Source organism: Exiguobacterium sp. U13-1 (assembly GCF_001750115.1).
In the GTDB taxonomy this organism is placed as follows: Bacteria; Bacillota; Bacilli; order Exiguobacteriales; family Exiguobacteriaceae; genus Exiguobacterium_A; species Exiguobacterium_A acetylicum.
The window spans coordinates 2,129,258-2,143,955 of record NZ_CP015731.1; the positions used below are offsets into that span (position 1 = coordinate 2,129,258).

Genomic DNA, 14,698 nt, shown 5'->3' on the forward strand with positions numbered 1-14,698 from the left:
GAAGGAGTGAACGAGTTGCATCCATTAACGAAAGATTTAATCTCCCATATTCAAGATAAATATCAACTGAACGATTATGTCTTACATGAATCCTTCTATCACCGCGAAAAAATTCATGGTGCAACGCAGTATTCGTTTGAGACATGTTGGTTCCCAATCCTGCACGGTCCATGGTTTGAAGACGAGAGTTATCCAGACGGTACGATTGAGATCCAAGTCGATACAGTTACACGACGAACGACATCAATCAACAAACATGGTGATGTCACAATTTATTCTCTTCCAGAGGACTTGCGTGATTCAGACACACAGACTTCCTGGCTAGAGCAAGAGTTAGGAATGACGTTCGACCAGGAGTTCATGTTACTGAAGCACCAAGATTCGCTGTATCAGTATGTCAGCTGCCAAAACGGAATTCGCCTCTTCCCTGGTTTTTTCATTTCGCTTGAATTGACGGACGACGGAGCGCTTGATTTTTTCAGTGTGTATGGAACCCCCGCCCTGAGCAACAATTATCCGACTGAATCGTTTTCACTGTCACCTGTTCAAATCACACCGATCATTACAGAACAGATACGGTTCTTTTCAGCTCCTGGTGAGCAACAACGAATACAGGCGCATACAATCGAGGAAATCTTTGTTTCTCAAAACGACTCGCTCACGTATCCCTTTAGTGATCCAGACACTTCGTCCGTTGCCATGAAGGAGATCGTGACATGGGACAAGCCATCTACGTTCTCCTTCACGCGTAAATTGATTAAGCGGAGAGACGCCGTCACGGCACGCGATGCCGAAGCTCAAACGCCACACCCGGATTATCGACCGTTGACCGATGGGACATTGATGACTTGTAAGTCAATTGCTGTAGACCTCATCGCTGCGGAGTATCCTGAGGAGTCAGGAGCGTGGACGATTCAGGAAATCTATCGGGATTTTCCATTCATTAACGTGAACGTACGCCGGACACATGACGACCCAAATCTCGCTCATAAACGTCGTTTGACGATTCTCCTGATTGAAGAAACTTATGAAGTCAGCCTAATCGTTGATAACGAGTCGATTATCGCGCTCTACCATGACTCGTCACAACCGTTGCCTAATAGCGTGCCCAAAGAAGTTATACGTGACGCACTCATGCCTTATCTGACATTAAAGCCATATTATGTCTTCGACCAGGCGCTCGATCAGTACGTCCTCTGCGGACTACTCGACTCCGTTCATGCTTACTTACCGGCAACGAACGAAGTCGTTTTATTGCGCGACTTATGAGTTAGTTCAGCCATTGATCTATCCGATTCCTTATTGCTTTTGGAAGAACGAGTCGTCTCAGCTGTTCCAGTCGCTCTCGGTCCGCTTCCTGCTTAGCAAGACATTGCTCAATCATCGCGACCTTTTGTTCCCGTCCTGGAATCAGTTGATAGTTGACGTACCAATCAACGAGTGACATGAACGGACGTCCAGTTGAATCAATCGATTGTTCATCAAACGGATAGATGAACACGCCCTCACCATGACGAATCTGCAGTCCGCTCATCAAATCGATATCGATTCCTTCGATGATAAATTCCTGGAACACTTCCGTCGCATAAAGTGACGTCTTGTCTTGTTCGACGACAGTCCCCATGTCCGCCAACAGTTGGACTGCTCGTTCGGCGTCCGCTAACGCGACGACGAGATCGATGTCGCGCGGTACAACTGGTAGTCCATGCTGCGCCAACAATAATGAACCACCGATACCAAAATGAATCCGTTCTTGCTGCAAACAAACGACGACTTTTTCTAAGACTTGCTCAAGACTCATCGCCGGAACCCCGCTGCTCGAAACGGTCCTTCCATCGAAATCGTAAAGACAATTCGAACAATTTCATCCGGTGATGTCTCGTTTGGGTGGCTCAACCAGGATTCGATGACACCGAGATGGGCGGCTGAGAGATAGGCAATGAGATAATTTTCTGGAACAAGCCGTTCTCCTTGTTCCGGTAGTCCCGAGAACAGAATCTGTTGCATGTAATCACGGACCCGCTTCCGAAACATCCCGTCACTCGATGGACTGAGTAAGATCCGCATCAGCGTCCGGTGTTCATAAAGAAACGTTAGAAACGGAATGATTCGTCGGTACGGAGAGTCCTCCGATTTGTTGATCAGAACGAACGGAATCTCGCGTTCAAATGTCGCTTCAATCTTTTCAAAAATCTCATTCGTCATCCGCTCAAGCAGTTCGTATTTATCCGCGTAATGATGGTAGAACGTCCCACGGTTGACTTCCGCCCGGTCCGTCAACAACTTGATCGTCACACCATCAAAACCAACTTCATCGATCAGCTGAAGGAACGTCTCGCGTATCCTCCGGTCGGTCCGGATAACGCGTAAATCCTGTTTTTTCATCGAAATCGCCTCTTTCTTCAACAGATTGTCGGGATGTGTCGCTTAAGCGACAGATGGACGTCAACTGGTCATTGCTCCCAGTTTCTCTCCCTTTTATAATGAAATTAATCAACACGTTGTTCAATAATTATTTCATAAAAGGAGGGAGAATACGATGGATTTACGATTACACGGTGTATCAAAATCATTTCATCAACAGAACGTCCTCCAACAGATTGATCTTTTGATTCCATCCGGTGAAATTTGTGGGTTGCTCGGTCCGTCAGGTTCCGGAAAGACGACATTGATTCGTTTGATGATTGGTGCAATCCAAGCAGACGCAGGTTCGATTCAGATTGGCGACACTTCGATACCAAACTTCAAGATGTTATCGCAGATTGGTTTCATGCCACAAAATGATGCCTTATACGAGGATTTATCTGGCCTTGCGAATCTGCAATTTTTCGGTTCCTTATACAACATGTCTCGTCAGGACTTAGCGAAACGCATCGAAGAAGTGTTAACGCTCGTCGATTTAACAAATGATCAAAAAAAGCTCGTTCGCCATTATTCCGGCGGGATGAAGAAACGATTATCCCTCGCCATCTCGATCCTGCATCGCCCTAGCGTCCTATTTCTGGATGAGCCGACCGTCGGGATCGATCCCGTGTTACGCCGCCAGATTTGGAATCAATTCCAAACGATCCGTACGCAAGGCACGACGATTGTCGTTTCAACCCACGTCATGGATGAAATCAATGAGTGTGACCGGGCGGCATTGATCTATAACGGTCGGATCATCGCCTACGATCCGCTCGACCGTTTACTTGCGCAGACTGAAAACGGTCAGGTCGAGGAACTGTTCCTGCTTGCTGGAAAGGACGTGACGTAATGTGGCAACTCGCACGACGGGTCATCCGTCAAACGTTGAACGATAAACGAAGCGTCGGACTCATTTTGCTTGCTCCATTATTAATCTTCACCTTAATCTATTTCCTACTTGGAAACGATGATTACACGCCTGTCGTCGCCATTGACCAGGATGTACCAGCTCCGGTCTCACAAGCGATTAAAAAGCAGGATCTGTCGCTTAAAACGTATAACGGTAGTGATGCGGAAGTCTATCTCAAAGATCACGAAACGGTCGACGTCGTCTTAGAGATGAGCGACAATCAGCTGTCCTTAAGTCTCCGCGAACCATCGACGAAAAGTTCGAAAGCACTACGCGAGATTCAAGCTGGACTTGCGTCACTGCAACCGACGATGCAACTTAAGACGAACTATCTGTACGGAGATGTCGATCAATCGACGTTTGACGCGCTCGGATTCGTCTTTTTATCGCTATTCTCCTTCTTTTTCGTCTTTATCTTATCAGCAATGGCACTCGTCAAGGAGCGCAGTGGTGGTACACTCGAGCGACTGATGATGACACCGATTCGCCAAACGGATGTCATCTTCGGCTACACGCTCGGTTATAGCGTCTTCGCTTCCATCCAAGCCATTCTTGTCGTACTATATGCGACGACCGTTCTTGATCTGCCATCTGCAGGTTCAATCATCTGGGTCTTCTTGACGATGCTCGGACTTGCTGTCGTCGCGGTTTTGTTCGGGGCAACGATCTCGATCTTCGCCCAGTCTGAATTACAAGTCGTCCAGTTAATTCCTTTTACGATCATTCCGCAGATTTTCTTCTCCGGCTTGATTCCACTTGATTTAATCCCGTATGGACTCGGGAACATCGGATATATCACCCCAATCTTTTACGGGGCGAGCGCAATCAAGGAAGTACTTGTCTACGGCAACGGTTGGTCAAGCATCTGGCCGTACTGGTTCGGATTATTCCTTTATGGCGCAGCCTTGTTCCTGTTGAACATGCTCGCTCTCAATAAATATCGCGGACACCAAAAAAGACACGGCTGATTACACGAGCCGTGTCTGATTTTGCTTAAGCTGTTCAAGGAAAACAGTCCGTCGAGAAGGATCAAGTGTCTGTTCTGCCACGTCGGCATACCGAACGAGCTGATACATCTCATACGGAACCGTGACCTCTAAACGTGTTAACCACTCCGTCAGCGTCTCATGTGTCCGCCGTTGTTGTACTGGAGCAAGTGACCGATTGAACGCGCGCACTGCTTCACGAATTTTTGAATCAAGAATACTGTCTTCTGATGAGGACTGGACTTCAGGCATTAGCGTTAGCGATAGAGCGGTTCGTTTTGGTTGATGCCTTGGTGGAAATGACCACTGCATACGGTTGAATCGTTGTCGACGATACAGGTAGATGATGACTAGAGCGACCATCCAAGGAGTCATACGTGCGATTTGATTGATCGCATCTGTCAAGAAACCTTCCCCAAGCTCAATCGGTTTTTTCTTTTTAGGTTCCTTCCGATATCTTTCGTGCCCAATTTTTGAAGAATCCGGTTGTTTGATGATTTGTTCTTCTTTCACATAGATGACTTTTTTAGTCGGTAAGATCTTGCTCGGAATATGTACCCAGTTCCCTGTCGATTGATCAATCGGTGGATCGATCAATGCTTGATACGATAGTTTTACACCCATGATGCCTAAAAATAGGACTAGGTACGTCAAAAAAGTCATTCCAATGATTCGATGTCTCATTTCATCCTGCACCTCCAAACCGACTTGAAATCCGTGACACAAGATCTTTTCCCATATGTTACCATGAAAGGAGGCGATTCAGATGAGTTACGAAAAAGTATTTCAAATGCCAATGTTGCAGCTGTATCAGGTATACCGTCAAAAAGTCGAGCGTAAGCAACGGACACAAGAGGAACTCGATGACGTGCTGTTCTGGTTGACCGGACACACGCAATCAACTCTTGAACAAGCCATACAAACCCAAACTGTCGCAGCCTTTTTCGAGCACGCACCCGACCTGAACGAACGCCGATTTTTAGTCACTGGCGTCATCTGCGGGATTCGTGTGGAAAATCTAACGGATCCGCACATTCGTAACATCCGGATTCTCGACAAACTCGTCGATGAGTTGGCGAAAGGAAAAGCGTTAGCTAAAATCTTACGATAAGGAGGAATGCTGATGTCTACTTTACTCAGTACACTGGCGATCCTCGTCATGGTGACCAGTGCGACCTATTTCATCGTCTATCAAGTCAAACGAAATAAAGGAACCCATCGTTCACCCGTCTATCGACTTGCTTTTAGTGGTCTGTTGGTCGGCTTGATGGTCAGTTATTTTTTGTTGACGTGAGTCGTGATTTTTAGTTTTTGATTTAAACAATAAAATCATTAATACAGTATTTGAAATAATGAAGGAGGTATACGATTGAAGATTCGAAAATGGATCCTTCCGCTTTTGCTACTCATCTGTCTTGCTTCACCGAATGCCGCAACAACATATGTGAAATGGACGGTCGCTCCGACGGGTCACTATCTCGAACGTCTTCAAGCGGCTGACATTCCTTATAAAGTCCGCCAACACACGCTTTACATTCAAGAAAAGGATCTGCGCCGCGTCACGTCGTGTTGTACATGACAACGATAGAAAACCCCCTCATTTCGCTGAAATGAGGGGGTTTTCTGATCAATCACGAATTAGCGAATCGTTTTTAACGCCGTTGCCCACGGAATGACTTGATCGAGCATTTGGTTGACCGATGTTTCTTGAACGGCTGCCGCTTTTAAGACCGATCCGTTCTCGAAATCAGTGAACAAGGATAATGCCGGATGCACACGGACATCGGCAATCAATAACTCACCGAGGATGCCGCGCAAGTGTTCTGCTGCCCGCGCTCCACCGACAGAACCGTAAGAGACGATCCCTGCCGCTTTATTGTTCCATTCGACTCGTAAATAATCGAGCGCATTCTTGAGTGAGGCTGCGATGGAGTGGTTGTATTCCTGGACGATGAAGACGAATCCGTCTTGTGCCGCGACATCCTTCGACCAATCAGCAGCACCTGACGCATCCCCGTCCTTTTCACCTAGGAGCGGTAATTTGTAGTCGGCGATATCAAGAATCGTATAGTTCGCATCCCCCCGTTGATCCGCGAGTTGTTTGACCCAGTTCCCGACTTGTGGGCTGAGGCGTCCTTCACGTGTGGATCCTAAGACGATACCAATGTTTAATTTCTCCATTTTCATTTCCTCCTCTTGTTTAGATGCGGTTAGTTACATTATCGTAATGTTCTCTTAAAGGTATTCTTTTTCGATCTTGCGCGTACTCCGGACCGTATCGATCGGACGGACCATTTGTTCGATTTGTGCTCGTTGTGGCTCGAGGAATGGTGGTAATGACAATTTCTCCCCGACCGTTTCGTATGGCTCATCACCCATGAAACCAGGACCATCCGTTGCCCACTCGAACAAGACACCACGCGCGACACGAGCGTAGAGCGATTCGAAGAAGAAGCGATCAACGTAACCGGATGTGTTGAAGCGAAGCTGTTGCATCCGCTCGATCCATTCCTGTAAGGCAGCCGTATCTTCAACGCGGAAAGCGACGTGGTGGACCGTTCCGAATCCTTGACGTCCGCTTGGTAGAACGACGTTGTGCTCAACGATGACTTGGGCACCATTTCCGCCTTCGCCCATCTCGAACAAGTGCAGGGAACCAGCTTGATCGACTTCGCGCATCAACATCGCTTGTTCAAGTACCGCTTTTAAATTGTCGAATTCCGCGATCCGGATGTGAATTGGACCGAGTCCCGTGATCGCGAACTCGAGGGGTACCGGACCGTTTTGCCACGGCGTGCCGGAAGCGACACCTTGATTATGCTCGTCAGAAATCAACATGTATTGTTGCTCATCGAAATCGACGAACGAGAGCGTCTGCTTGCCGAATTGTTCTTTGATACCACGATGCTTGACGTCGTATTTGTCAAAGCGTTTGATCCAGTATTCGAGTGCCGCATCCGTTGGAACACGGAACGCTGTCTTAAAGATTTCATTCGTTCCGTGTGACCCTTTTTGGATACCAGGGAAATCAAAGAACGTCATATCCGTTCCGGCAGATCCTTTATCATCGGCGAAGAATAAGTGATACGTCTGGATGTCATCCTGATTGACGGTCTTCTTGACCAATCGCATTCCTAGGACGTTCGTAAAGAAGTCATAGTTTTTCTCGGCACTGCTCGTAATCGCTGTCACGTGGTGGATTCCTTTTAATTCATTCATGAAAAATCACTCCTTTAATGTAATGGTTATTATCTCGAATTCGAGATATCAGTCTAAAAAAATTTTTATTGTTTTTTTGCTTGATAGCCGATCGTTTTGGCTGTCTCGATGAATGCTTCGAGGTCTGACGGGGCTATTCCTTGAAATACTTGATTGATCGCTTGTTCGTGCTCCGGAAAAATAGCTTCCATCAGTTGGTGTCCTTCAGAGGTCAGTTCCGCAAATGTCACACGCCGATCCTCTGGACAGGCTTTGCGGACAACGTAATTCTTTTTTTCGAGCTTATCGATGACATAGGTGATGCTACTGCTCGTGATCAAGACTTTTTTCCCAATCAATTGAATCGGTTGCCTGCCTCTGTGAAACAGCAACTCAAGAACCGAAAAATCCGTTGGGTTCAACCCCCATTGCGCAACATCCTTCTTGATGACTTCATGTAACGCATCGACTGCGCGCACCATGACCGTTAATGCTTTCAAGTTCGGATTCGGTGGAGTCATTTCGTTCACCTCTTTTGTATCTTTAATTCATATATCTTTAATTCGAGATAAATATACCATCTCGATTTTTGTTCGTCAACTGTTTTGAATCATATTTATGTGGACTTGATGCGTAACAAACTAAAAAAACTGAGCCGAAGAAAAATTTCGGCTCAGATGGGATGAATCACATAGTTTTTAAAAATAGCTTGAATATTAGACCCAATCAACGAGATCAGCGATGGCTTGACGCGTTTGCGCATGCGCCGGTGCTGCATTTCGGTAACCGAACGCTGCCATGACAGCGACATTCAGATTGTCCGTCAAATGTCCTTCTTCACGTAACAGCTGTTCGATGGCTTGTTGGTCGAATCCTTCCATCGGGCACGAATCAATCCCGACCTGTGCCGCACTGGTCATCATGTTGCCGAGCGCAATGTATGTTTGTTTTGCCGACCAATCCCGCATAGCGCGCTTGGATGACACAAGATCGAAATCGGCTTCCTGGAACTGCCGATAAAATGAATAACGACATTTCTGTGCTTCAGGAGTTAATCCGATCACATCTTGCATCATATGATTGATGTAAGGCGCGTCAAAATGCATGTCCTGTTCATTTCGAGCCAAGAGGATGACGAAGTGGCTCGCTGTCTCAAGTTGTCCGGCAGCGCCCCACGCAAACGGTGCAAGCCGCGCACGAAGCGACTCATCCTGAATGACGAGAAAACGCCACGGTTCGTAGCCAAACGATGATGGAGAAAGACGTCCCGTTTCGAGTATGAAAGCAAAATCATCTTCCGGAATCTGTTTGTCCGCAAATCGTTTTGTCGCGTGACGGAAGGCGAATGCCTCGAGAATCTGTTGTTTTCGTAAATCGGTAGTCGTTTTAGTTAACATGTTCTAGTCTCATTTCGTATGATAGTGACATCTGAAGTGTATGCCGCTTCATATCAAGCGACAAGTACGCACTTTGAAGTGACATACTATCAATCATGTAACTAAAGGAGACGATCCACATGCCAATCGAAGACAGTTGTATGTTTCTAAACACCTATTCTTGTGCGACCGCAGCGACGGTCGAAGTAATCGGTGGAAAATGGAAAGCCATCTTACTCTATCAACTACTTGACGGTCCGCTTCGCTTTTCAGAACTGTTGAAGACCTCTGAATCCATCAGTCCGCGTATCTTGACCTTACAACTGCGAGAACTCGAGCACGATGGGCTGATCCATCGTGTGACATACGCAGAAGTACCACCTCGTGTCGAGTATTCGCTGACCCCGCTCGGTGAGACACTTCGTCCGCTCGTCCTGATGATGAAACAATGGGCGACCGATCATATGTCAAGCGTGCTCGAACATCGTGCTGCAGGAGAACTCGTTCGATGACGTTCTCACTATATGAAGCGCATCTACCGGTATCTGATTTACATCGATCGATTGAATTTTACGAATCACTCGGATTAACCTTTGATCATACCATTGACGATCGAATCGCATTTTTATGGATTGAACCCGGAAAAAGTTGGATTGGACTTTGGCTTAGTGAGCATACGAACACACCGTATCATCCTTCCATCCGACACATCGCTTTAACTGTTGATATCGACTTTTTACGAAATGCTCCGAATTGGTTGCGCGAGCGTCAAATCGAACCACGCGCTGCATTTGGATTTGGACCAGATGAGCCCTTCGTTATGACACATACGGATTACGCCCATGCCAAACTGCATTTCAATGATCCGGATGGCAATAGTCTTGAATTCATCTGTCACTTACCGAATCCGAAACGACTATCGAAGAAGATGACACTCCTAGAGTTCGAGACGCTAACGTTCACTTAATGTAACATCCATACAACGCGTGTCCTTCGCCTAATCGATAGTAATCGGTCCCAGAAAGAATATACGCCGTATCGTCAGGTAATCCGATGGCGTGATTCATTTGAGACAGGTGTTCCTGAAAACGGGTTGCCCGTTTTTCCTGGTTCAAGTGTGGACAGAGACAACCACTCAGCCAACCTTGCCCCGTATCCAGGTAATAGTCCGTTCCGTCCTCACTCGTACGGATTCCGTATTCCATCGCATAGATCGCTCCAGCGCTGACACCGACGTACCACGTTCCACGCTTGATGGCTTGTTCAAGCAATACATCCATGCCTTTTACAGCAAACGTCTGAACGAGTAACGGATAATTGCCACCACCGACATAAAGAATGTCGGCATTTTCTATTAGTCGTCGTTGCGTCTCCATGGATTGTTCGTCGTCAAACAGCGTGACGATCGAGACAATCGCTCCAATTGCTTCATATGTATCTCGAAATTGTTGTTGGTATAGCAATTCATCTCGACTTGCCGTCGGCAGGAAGACGATATGTGGTGCGTGTTTCGTCAGTTGAACGACATGCCGATTGATGAATTGATGAGACGGAGCAACCAGTTGACCGCCTCCGATTAGCATGAGGTTCATCTTTTTTCTCCTTTGCAGCGACTTTTTAGAAAAAGGAATACAGTCCGTGTTCGTAATAATCAAATTCTCGTGTAGTTAGTCGCTCAAAGCGATAGTCTTCATAAAAGGCATCGAGTGCTACCGGATCATTGATGATTGGACTGATGGCGAGAGCGATATCATACCGCCGATCGCCCGGTCTCATCGCTCCGACATCTATGAACGAGAGCTTTCCGTCCGTCGCGACCAACAGATTGTCTGTCGTACAGTCGCCATGAATCCAACTGGCAGTTATCGGCTCCGGACAGGAGGACTTTAGTTGTTTCAGTAAATCCATCGTGCCGGACGTCCAAACAGATGTGACATAACGTTCCGCTGTCATGAGTCGTTCCGTTAACCAATCCTGTGACGTTCCCCCTGTCGCTCGTTGATGAAAATGAAAAAGATATGTCCCGAATGCTCGCCACAGCTGGATCCGTCGCTCGCTTGTCGCCTGTCTTAAAGCTGTCGTCAACGTTATCCCGTCTCGCCACTGCATCAAGAGATGGCTTTGCTGTTCCGTCTTTAAAAAGCCGACGTACTCAGGTAGGAACCCCGGTTCTCGTTGCATCCATTCTTCTAAGACGATTGCTTCTTCTGCGAGCCATTCCTGGTACCTCGCTTTCGTAGCAGTCTTGAGTAAGTATTTTCCTGTTTTCGTTTCAACCCGGTAGACCGTCGATGTTCCCCCTTGCTCACCGAGTTGTTCGATGTACTCGATATCCCCCGTCAGTTGTTCGATCCGTACACGTGTCGCTTCCGTCATACCGTATATCCCGTGAACGGCACTGGCGTCGACAGCCGAATCCAGGTCGACGGTTTGCCGTAGACCGATGCATCATCGAGAAAACGTTCCAGTGTTGCAACGGACGCGGTTTGCAACTTGACCATGAAGTTATAGCTGCCGGTCAGGCGGTGACACTCGACGACTTCTGGATGTCCTTTACAAAATTCAATCAAGCCTGCACAGCGTGTCTCTTCGAACATGACGATCGCGAGTAACCCTTGCGCGAGTGCTTCTGGATTAATGACAGCACGGAACCCTTCGATGATTCCCGTATCCTCCATTTTTCGGACCCGTTCGATGACGGCAGGTGCCGATAATCCGATCTGACGTCCGAGTTCCGACCATGGAATCCGGGCATCGTCTTGCAGAATCCGGACAATCTGTTGATCAATTTGGTCCATTTTTCATCTTCCCTTCGAATTAAAACCACTTTCTTCAAATTAACATGGAATCAAAGGGAAATATAGCCTTTTTCTATGTTCTCCTACTGTGCTCATCAAAATGCTTTTCTTATACTAGTAACAGGAGGTGATACTTATGGAACCAACCTGTGTCCGGTGCCAAGAAACGATTGAAACGACGGTCTATCAGTGCTCGCACGCTTGTACATTTTGCGAACCGTGTACGAAAACGCTCGATCATATTTGCCAAAACTGCGGGGAGATGCTCGAACCCGTCACACCAGTCGCGACTTAAAAAGACGGATGCCTCGGCACCCGTCTTTTGTCTATTTAGATCGTCTCTTGTGATTGCCGCTCGGCTAAGCGCCCTTTTGCTTGTTCTTGATGCGGCTTGATCGCCGACTCCCCGAGTGCTTTCGCTAGACCTCGGGTTGGAAGATTGACATACATCGACTCATAATTGCTGACTTCGAACGTCTCATGGAAGATCCCGACCGCTTCTGATGTCCGTGCCTTCTGATTGAATCGTTTCCACGCCGTCAAATGACGGGAACCATGGGCATATGCCATCAATTCTTCCGTCGAACGCCAATACTGAATCAACGTCACGGAACGCCAACCGACAAGTGACTCATGCGAAATCAGACCGACATCGTTTTCATAACACTCTTGTAGCATCGGTCCCATCGCTTGGACCGTCGGTAACCACTGCCGGACAGAACGTAAGCGATTGATCCGTAAACCGACTCCGAACACGACGACGTCTTTGTTCGGAGTCGCAATGATCCGTTTCATGTCAATTTCCTCCTTCAAGGGTCTCAAGGGAAGCGTCGCACCAGTCGAGTAACGCCCGTGTCTTCCGAATGCCATAATCAAGCGTCAATAACCAATAGACGGCATCATTCGAGTCAGGATAAGAACGAATCATCGCATCGATCGCTTGATACGTCTCAAGCCGTTCTTCGAGCAATCGAGCGTGCTCCTGAATTTTCTGCAAGGTGACCTCTTTTGAAGCATGTCGAGCGAAGTACAGCTTCAACAACAGGTCGTTCCGTTGCACGGGCAATTCGACGGACGGTTCAGCGACCCACCGCTCGAGCTCCGCATGCCCGTTTTTCGTCAGAGCGAATTGTTTCCGTTCCCCATCCGTGACCTCTTCAACAATCAATCCTTCCGCCTCTAACCGTTTCAGCGTCGGATAGACTTGTCCGAAGCTGATTTTCCAAAAGTGATTCAAGCTCGTGTCGATCGTATGTTTCATCTCATAACCAGACGTACATCCACTTGCAAGAAGTCCGAGAATCGCATAACGAGTCATGTTTTCTTTAGGCATCGGTCCCTCCTATATCTAAAAGATACTATCTTTTAGATATAGTTCCCGTTCATTCAAATGCCAAACAAGAAATTCACTAAATGAAGCAGGAATTCTCGTTTTAAATCCGAATTCTTGTTCACATACTTAATTAAAAGGAGTTCTCATATGACATACGCTAAAGCTTCTATCTTCTTTAGTTTGCTCGGTCTACTCATCGCCTATATGATTTTCCCGCCGCTCAACTGGTCGTTCGGACCGAACTCGATGCTTACGATTCCGATCGGACTTGCCATTTATCTGTTCGGAATCGGACTCGGGATCGTCGCCATCAAACGACGCGAACCGGGAATCCTTAAATACGTCAGTCTCGCTTGTGCCGTTCCGCTTGGCGTGTTACTACTGCTCTTTCTCGGTTTCATCTTCAGCGGGCAGATTTAATCATTTTACAATAGTTGTTCATGAGACGTTTTCCCGCTTGCATCGAATGTCAGTTGATGGATTGCTGGACTCGCCATCGTGTTAAGCCACTCATTGGCTGGTCGTCCAGTGTAGTGTTCGAGCACTAACGCCAACACGAGACCATGCGTCGCGACGACCACTCGGTGGTGCGGGTGGGTTTTACGTAGATGATCGATGGCTACTAGAACACGATTGCGTGCTATTTGATTCGACTCTCCACCACTTTGCGCGTAATCGTCATTTTGGAATGATCGCTTCAACAGTTCTTCTAGCCGTTCAGGTGATAAACGTTCGTCTGTTTCCTGAAAACGCCGTTCCTGAAACGCTGCCTCGTAGATTCGCAAATCTCGTTGCTCAGCAAGCGGACGGACGGAATCCATCGCCCGTCGCATCGGACTAGAATAAATGATATCAATCGGTATCGCTTGAAAGAACGCTACGAGTTCCTGCGCTTGTTCTTGACCTGCATCTGTTAATCCCCGCCCTCGATCACTGCCTGTTTTGATCGATTCGCAATGGCGAACGAAATAGATCGTCCTCATCGCAACTGGACCCACGTTCCTTCAGAAATTACATCTACGTTCGAACCGATGACACGGATCGCTGTCGCGTCGTCGATTGCGTAAGCTGGATTCGTTAATATCTCAGCCCAAGACTTGGCAGCTTGTAAGTGATTGTCTGGTAACTGCGGATGCTCGAGGTGCGGGAAGATTGAAAAATCAACGAGACCTAATGTTGCGTCCGATTGCTCCGGCGTCTTTTTCCACCCAACGAAATCCGTTCCGATTCGTGGCGTAAGCACCATGCTACCGGCGCTCATCCCGACATAAACACCGGTCAGTTGCGGTAATAGTCGATCGAAGCCCGATTCGACGAACCAGTGATGTAGAAAGAGTGGATCACCACCATTAACGAGGATGACATCTGCTTGTTCGACCGCTGGTTGCCAAATTGCTGGATCAATTACCGAGACCGCTGATAATTCCAACAGACCGACTGACTTCCATCCTAAATCGACCATCGGTGCCTCATCTTTTCCTTGAATGAAGTTGACAGCGAGGGCCGTTCCTCTGCCTAATGCGTAGGAAGCTGTCGTGATCGCGATGGCATTGCATTCCTCAATCGGTTTTCCGAGCATCTCGCGTAACGCGTTGTGAATCGATGGATTTTGTATCCCACCAGATGTTAATAAATAGTCCATCATGATACCTCCTGTCCTTTGCTTCAGTTTACAATATTTGTTTCTTTCT

The 14,698-nt window shown here is 47.4% G+C and carries 24 protein-coding genes; 10 read left to right on the top strand and 14 right to left on the bottom strand.

Features of this window, described 5'->3' with window-relative positions:
• Window positions 1-15: 15 nt before the first annotated feature.
• Window positions 16-1,269, top strand: coding sequence for a hypothetical protein (locus ESP131_RS11090; protein WP_069940737.1), 1,254 nt, complete (start codon window positions 16-18; stop codon window positions 1,267-1,269).
• A 1-nt stretch (window position 1,270) separates the two neighbouring features.
• Here ESP131_RS11090 and ESP131_RS11095 read toward each other — a convergent pair whose 3' ends face one another.
• Together ESP131_RS11095 and ESP131_RS11100 are read right to left on the bottom strand one after the other, a co-directional pair.
• A complete protein-coding gene (locus ESP131_RS11095; RefSeq protein WP_069940738.1) occupies window positions 1,271-1,801 on the bottom strand; it encodes a nucleotidyltransferase family protein in 531 nt (176 codons plus the stop codon).
• The gene (locus tag ESP131_RS11100; protein ID WP_069940739.1) at window positions 1,798-2,385 is read right to left on the bottom strand and encodes a TetR/AcrR family transcriptional regulator; all 588 of its coding nucleotides are present in this window, start codon (window positions 2,383-2,385) and stop codon (window positions 1,798-1,800) included. The genes ESP131_RS11095 and ESP131_RS11100 overlap by 4 nt, the downstream gene beginning before the upstream one ends.
• Before the next feature lie 154 nt (window positions 2,386-2,539).
• Here ESP131_RS11100 and ESP131_RS11105 point away from each other — a divergent pair, with 154 nt between their 5' ends.
• Window positions 2,540-3,256, top strand: a complete 717-nt coding sequence (locus ESP131_RS11105) for an ABC transporter ATP-binding protein (RefSeq protein ID WP_069940740.1) — start codon at window positions 2,540-2,542, stop codon at window positions 3,254-3,256.
• Window positions 3,256-4,284: an ABC transporter permease gene (locus ESP131_RS11110; RefSeq protein ID WP_069940741.1), complete on the top strand. Its 1,029-nt coding sequence runs from the start codon at window positions 3,256-3,258 to the stop codon at window positions 4,282-4,284. The genes ESP131_RS11105 and ESP131_RS11110 overlap by 1 nt, the downstream gene beginning before the upstream one ends.
• Here ESP131_RS11110 and ESP131_RS11115 read toward each other — a convergent pair whose 3' ends face one another.
• Window positions 4,285-4,986, bottom strand: a complete 702-nt coding sequence (locus ESP131_RS11115) for a hypothetical protein (RefSeq protein WP_069940742.1) — start codon at window positions 4,984-4,986, stop codon at window positions 4,285-4,287.
• Between the two features lie 82 nt (window positions 4,987-5,068).
• Between ESP131_RS11115 and ESP131_RS11120 the strand changes: the two genes are divergently transcribed.
• The 3 genes from ESP131_RS11120 (at window position 5,069) to ESP131_RS11125 (ending at window position 5,881) form a co-directional block, all read left to right on the top strand.
• Window positions 5,069-5,413 carry a DUF2200 domain-containing protein gene (locus ESP131_RS11120; RefSeq protein ID WP_069940743.1) on the top strand — a complete coding sequence of 115 codons (345 nt, stop codon included), beginning with the start codon at window positions 5,069-5,071 and terminating at the stop codon, window positions 5,411-5,413.
• A gap of 12 nt (window positions 5,414-5,425) precedes the next feature.
• Window positions 5,426-5,596, top strand: coding sequence for a hypothetical protein (locus ESP131_RS16685; RefSeq protein WP_156772513.1), 171 nt, complete (start codon window positions 5,426-5,428; stop codon window positions 5,594-5,596).
• A gap of 75 nt (window positions 5,597-5,671) precedes the next feature.
• Entirely contained in the window at window positions 5,672-5,881 is a 210-nt protein-coding gene (locus tag ESP131_RS11125) for a hypothetical protein (RefSeq protein WP_029341800.1), read from the top strand.
• Between the two features lie 59 nt (window positions 5,882-5,940).
• Here the strand turns inward: ESP131_RS11125 and ESP131_RS11130 are convergent, their stop codons facing one another.
• The 4 genes from ESP131_RS11130 to ESP131_RS11145 form a co-directional block, all read right to left on the bottom strand.
• On the bottom strand, window positions 5,941-6,483 hold the full coding sequence (locus tag ESP131_RS11130; RefSeq protein ID WP_029341801.1) for an NADPH-dependent FMN reductase: 543 nt from the start codon (window positions 6,481-6,483) through the stop codon (window positions 5,941-5,943).
• Between the two features lie 54 nt (window positions 6,484-6,537).
• Window positions 6,538-7,521 carry a ring-cleaving dioxygenase gene (locus tag ESP131_RS11135; RefSeq protein ID WP_035397186.1) on the bottom strand — a complete coding sequence of 328 codons (984 nt, stop codon included), beginning with the start codon at window positions 7,519-7,521 and terminating at the stop codon, window positions 6,538-6,540.
• Between the two features lie 65 nt (window positions 7,522-7,586).
• Window positions 7,587-8,021, bottom strand: coding sequence for a MarR family winged helix-turn-helix transcriptional regulator (locus ESP131_RS11140; protein ID WP_069940744.1), 435 nt, complete (start codon window positions 8,019-8,021; stop codon window positions 7,587-7,589).
• A 195-nt stretch (window positions 8,022-8,216) separates the two neighbouring features.
• Window positions 8,217-8,897, bottom strand: a complete 681-nt coding sequence (locus ESP131_RS11145) for an NAD(P)H-dependent oxidoreductase (protein ID WP_069940745.1) — start codon at window positions 8,895-8,897, stop codon at window positions 8,217-8,219.
• 119 nt (window positions 8,898-9,016) lie between these two features.
• Between ESP131_RS11145 and ESP131_RS11150 the strand changes: the two genes are divergently transcribed.
• Together ESP131_RS11150 and ESP131_RS11155 are read left to right on the top strand one after the other, a co-directional pair.
• Complete coding sequence (locus ESP131_RS11150; RefSeq protein WP_069940746.1) at window positions 9,017-9,388, top strand: winged helix-turn-helix transcriptional regulator; 372 nt, start codon at window positions 9,017-9,019, stop codon at window positions 9,386-9,388.
• Window positions 9,385-9,843, top strand: a complete 459-nt coding sequence (locus ESP131_RS11155) for a VOC family protein (RefSeq protein ID WP_069940747.1) — start codon at window positions 9,385-9,387, stop codon at window positions 9,841-9,843. Before ESP131_RS11150 ends, ESP131_RS11155 begins: the two co-directional genes overlap by 4 nt.
• Here ESP131_RS11155 and ESP131_RS11160 read toward each other — a convergent pair.
• From ESP131_RS11160 to ESP131_RS11170, 3 genes are read right to left on the bottom strand one after another with little or no spacing between them, the layout of a single operon-like run.
• A complete protein-coding gene (locus ESP131_RS11160) occupies window positions 9,836-10,468 on the bottom strand; it encodes a Type 1 glutamine amidotransferase-like domain-containing protein (protein ID WP_069940748.1) in 633 nt (210 codons plus the stop codon). The two genes, ESP131_RS11155 and ESP131_RS11160, sit on opposite strands and share 8 nt — an antisense overlap.
• A gap of 25 nt (window positions 10,469-10,493) precedes the next feature.
• The gene (locus ESP131_RS11165) at window positions 10,494-11,252 is read right to left on the bottom strand and encodes an aminoglycoside phosphotransferase family protein (protein WP_069940749.1); all 759 of its coding nucleotides are present in this window, start codon (window positions 11,250-11,252) and stop codon (window positions 10,494-10,496) included.
• Entirely contained in the window at window positions 11,249-11,674 is a 426-nt protein-coding gene (locus tag ESP131_RS11170; protein WP_069940750.1) for an Lrp/AsnC family transcriptional regulator, read from the bottom strand. Before ESP131_RS11170 ends, ESP131_RS11165 begins: the two co-directional genes overlap by 4 nt.
• Before the next feature lie 136 nt (window positions 11,675-11,810).
• On the opposite strand from ESP131_RS11170, the gene ESP131_RS16545 reads away from it, so the two are divergent.
• Entirely contained in the window at window positions 11,811-11,969 is a 159-nt protein-coding gene (locus tag ESP131_RS16545) for a DUF1272 domain-containing protein (protein WP_081637378.1), read from the top strand.
• Window positions 11,970-12,004: 35 nt separating this feature from the next.
• Here the strand turns inward: ESP131_RS16545 and ESP131_RS11175 are convergent, their stop codons facing one another.
• On the bottom strand, window positions 12,005-12,469 hold the full coding sequence (locus ESP131_RS11175) for a DUF4188 domain-containing protein (protein WP_069940751.1): 465 nt from the start codon (window positions 12,467-12,469) through the stop codon (window positions 12,005-12,007).
• 1 nt (window position 12,470) lies between these two features.
• Window positions 12,471-13,007: a PadR family transcriptional regulator gene (locus ESP131_RS11180; protein ID WP_029341807.1), complete on the bottom strand. Its 537-nt coding sequence runs from the start codon at window positions 13,005-13,007 to the stop codon at window positions 12,471-12,473.
• Window positions 13,008-13,154: 147 nt separating this feature from the next.
• On the opposite strand from ESP131_RS11180, the gene ESP131_RS11185 reads away from it, so the two are divergent.
• Entirely contained in the window at window positions 13,155-13,427 is a 273-nt protein-coding gene (locus ESP131_RS11185) for a hypothetical protein (RefSeq protein WP_029341808.1), read from the top strand.
• A 5-nt stretch (window positions 13,428-13,432) separates the two neighbouring features.
• Here the strand turns inward: ESP131_RS11185 and ESP131_RS11190 are convergent, their stop codons facing one another.
• Together ESP131_RS11190 and ESP131_RS11195 are read right to left on the bottom strand one after the other, a co-directional pair.
• On the bottom strand, window positions 13,433-13,990 hold the full coding sequence (locus tag ESP131_RS11190; protein WP_029341809.1) for a histidine phosphatase family protein: 558 nt from the start codon (window positions 13,988-13,990) through the stop codon (window positions 13,433-13,435).
• Window positions 13,987-14,649 carry a Type 1 glutamine amidotransferase-like domain-containing protein gene (locus ESP131_RS11195; protein ID WP_069940752.1) on the bottom strand — a complete coding sequence of 221 codons (663 nt, stop codon included), beginning with the start codon at window positions 14,647-14,649 and terminating at the stop codon, window positions 13,987-13,989. Before ESP131_RS11195 ends, ESP131_RS11190 begins: the two co-directional genes overlap by 4 nt.
• Window positions 14,650-14,698: the final 49 nt, after the last annotated feature.

What these genes read in the sequence shown, in the direction of transcription:
- ESP131_RS11105 (WP_069940740.1), top strand. Translation starts at nt 2,540, where the DNA reads ATGGATTTACGATTACACGGTGTATCAAAATCATTTCATCAACAGAAC.
- ESP131_RS11180 (WP_029341807.1), bottom strand. Translation starts at nt 13,007, where the DNA reads ATGCCTAAAGAAAACATGACTCGTTATGCGATTCTCGGACTTCTTGCA.
- ESP131_RS11135 (WP_035397186.1), bottom strand. Translation starts at nt 7,521, where the DNA reads ATGAATGAATTAAAAGGAATCCACCACGTGACAGCGATTACGAGCAGT.
- ESP131_RS11150 (WP_069940746.1), top strand. Translation starts at nt 9,017, where the DNA reads ATGCCAATCGAAGACAGTTGTATGTTTCTAAACACCTATTCTTGTGCG.
- ESP131_RS16685 (WP_156772513.1), top strand. Translation starts at nt 5,426, where the DNA reads ATGTCTACTTTACTCAGTACACTGGCGATCCTCGTCATGGTGACCAGT.
- ESP131_RS11110 (WP_069940741.1), top strand. Translation starts at nt 3,256, where the DNA reads ATGTGGCAACTCGCACGACGGGTCATCCGTCAAACGTTGAACGATAAA.
- ESP131_RS11185 (WP_029341808.1), top strand. Translation starts at nt 13,155, where the DNA reads ATGACATACGCTAAAGCTTCTATCTTCTTTAGTTTGCTCGGTCTACTC.
- ESP131_RS11095 (WP_069940738.1), bottom strand. Translation starts at nt 1,801, where the DNA reads ATGAGTCTTGAGCAAGTCTTAGAAAAAGTCGTCGTTTGTTTGCAGCAA.
- ESP131_RS11190 (WP_029341809.1), bottom strand. Translation starts at nt 13,990, where the DNA reads ATGAGGACGATCTATTTCGTTCGCCATTGCGAATCGATCAAAACAGGC.
- ESP131_RS11145 (WP_069940745.1), bottom strand. Translation starts at nt 8,897, where the DNA reads ATGTTAACTAAAACGACTACCGATTTACGAAAACAACAGATTCTCGAG.
- ESP131_RS11165 (WP_069940749.1), bottom strand. Translation starts at nt 11,252, where the DNA reads ATGACGGAAGCGACACGTGTACGGATCGAACAACTGACGGGGGATATC.
- ESP131_RS16545 (WP_081637378.1), top strand. Translation starts at nt 11,811, where the DNA reads ATGGAACCAACCTGTGTCCGGTGCCAAGAAACGATTGAAACGACGGTC.
- ESP131_RS11115 (WP_069940742.1), bottom strand. Translation starts at nt 4,986, where the DNA reads ATGAGACATCGAATCATTGGAATGACTTTTTTGACGTACCTAGTCCTA.
- ESP131_RS11170 (WP_069940750.1), bottom strand. Translation starts at nt 11,674, where the DNA reads ATGGACCAAATTGATCAACAGATTGTCCGGATTCTGCAAGACGATGCC.
- ESP131_RS11100 (WP_069940739.1), bottom strand. Translation starts at nt 2,385, where the DNA reads ATGAAAAAACAGGATTTACGCGTTATCCGGACCGACCGGAGGATACGC.
- ESP131_RS11140 (WP_069940744.1), bottom strand. Translation starts at nt 8,021, where the DNA reads ATGACTCCACCGAATCCGAACTTGAAAGCATTAACGGTCATGGTGCGC.
- ESP131_RS11155 (WP_069940747.1), top strand. Translation starts at nt 9,385, where the DNA reads ATGACGTTCTCACTATATGAAGCGCATCTACCGGTATCTGATTTACAT.
- ESP131_RS11175 (WP_069940751.1), bottom strand. Translation starts at nt 12,469, where the DNA reads ATGAAACGGATCATTGCGACTCCGAACAAAGACGTCGTCGTGTTCGGA.
- ESP131_RS11160 (WP_069940748.1), bottom strand. Translation starts at nt 10,468, where the DNA reads ATGAACCTCATGCTAATCGGAGGCGGTCAACTGGTTGCTCCGTCTCAT.
- ESP131_RS11130 (WP_029341801.1), bottom strand. Translation starts at nt 6,483, where the DNA reads ATGGAGAAATTAAACATTGGTATCGTCTTAGGATCCACACGTGAAGGA.
- ESP131_RS11120 (WP_069940743.1), top strand. Translation starts at nt 5,069, where the DNA reads ATGAGTTACGAAAAAGTATTTCAAATGCCAATGTTGCAGCTGTATCAG.
- ESP131_RS11195 (WP_069940752.1), bottom strand. Translation starts at nt 14,649, where the DNA reads ATGGACTATTTATTAACATCTGGTGGGATACAAAATCCATCGATTCAC.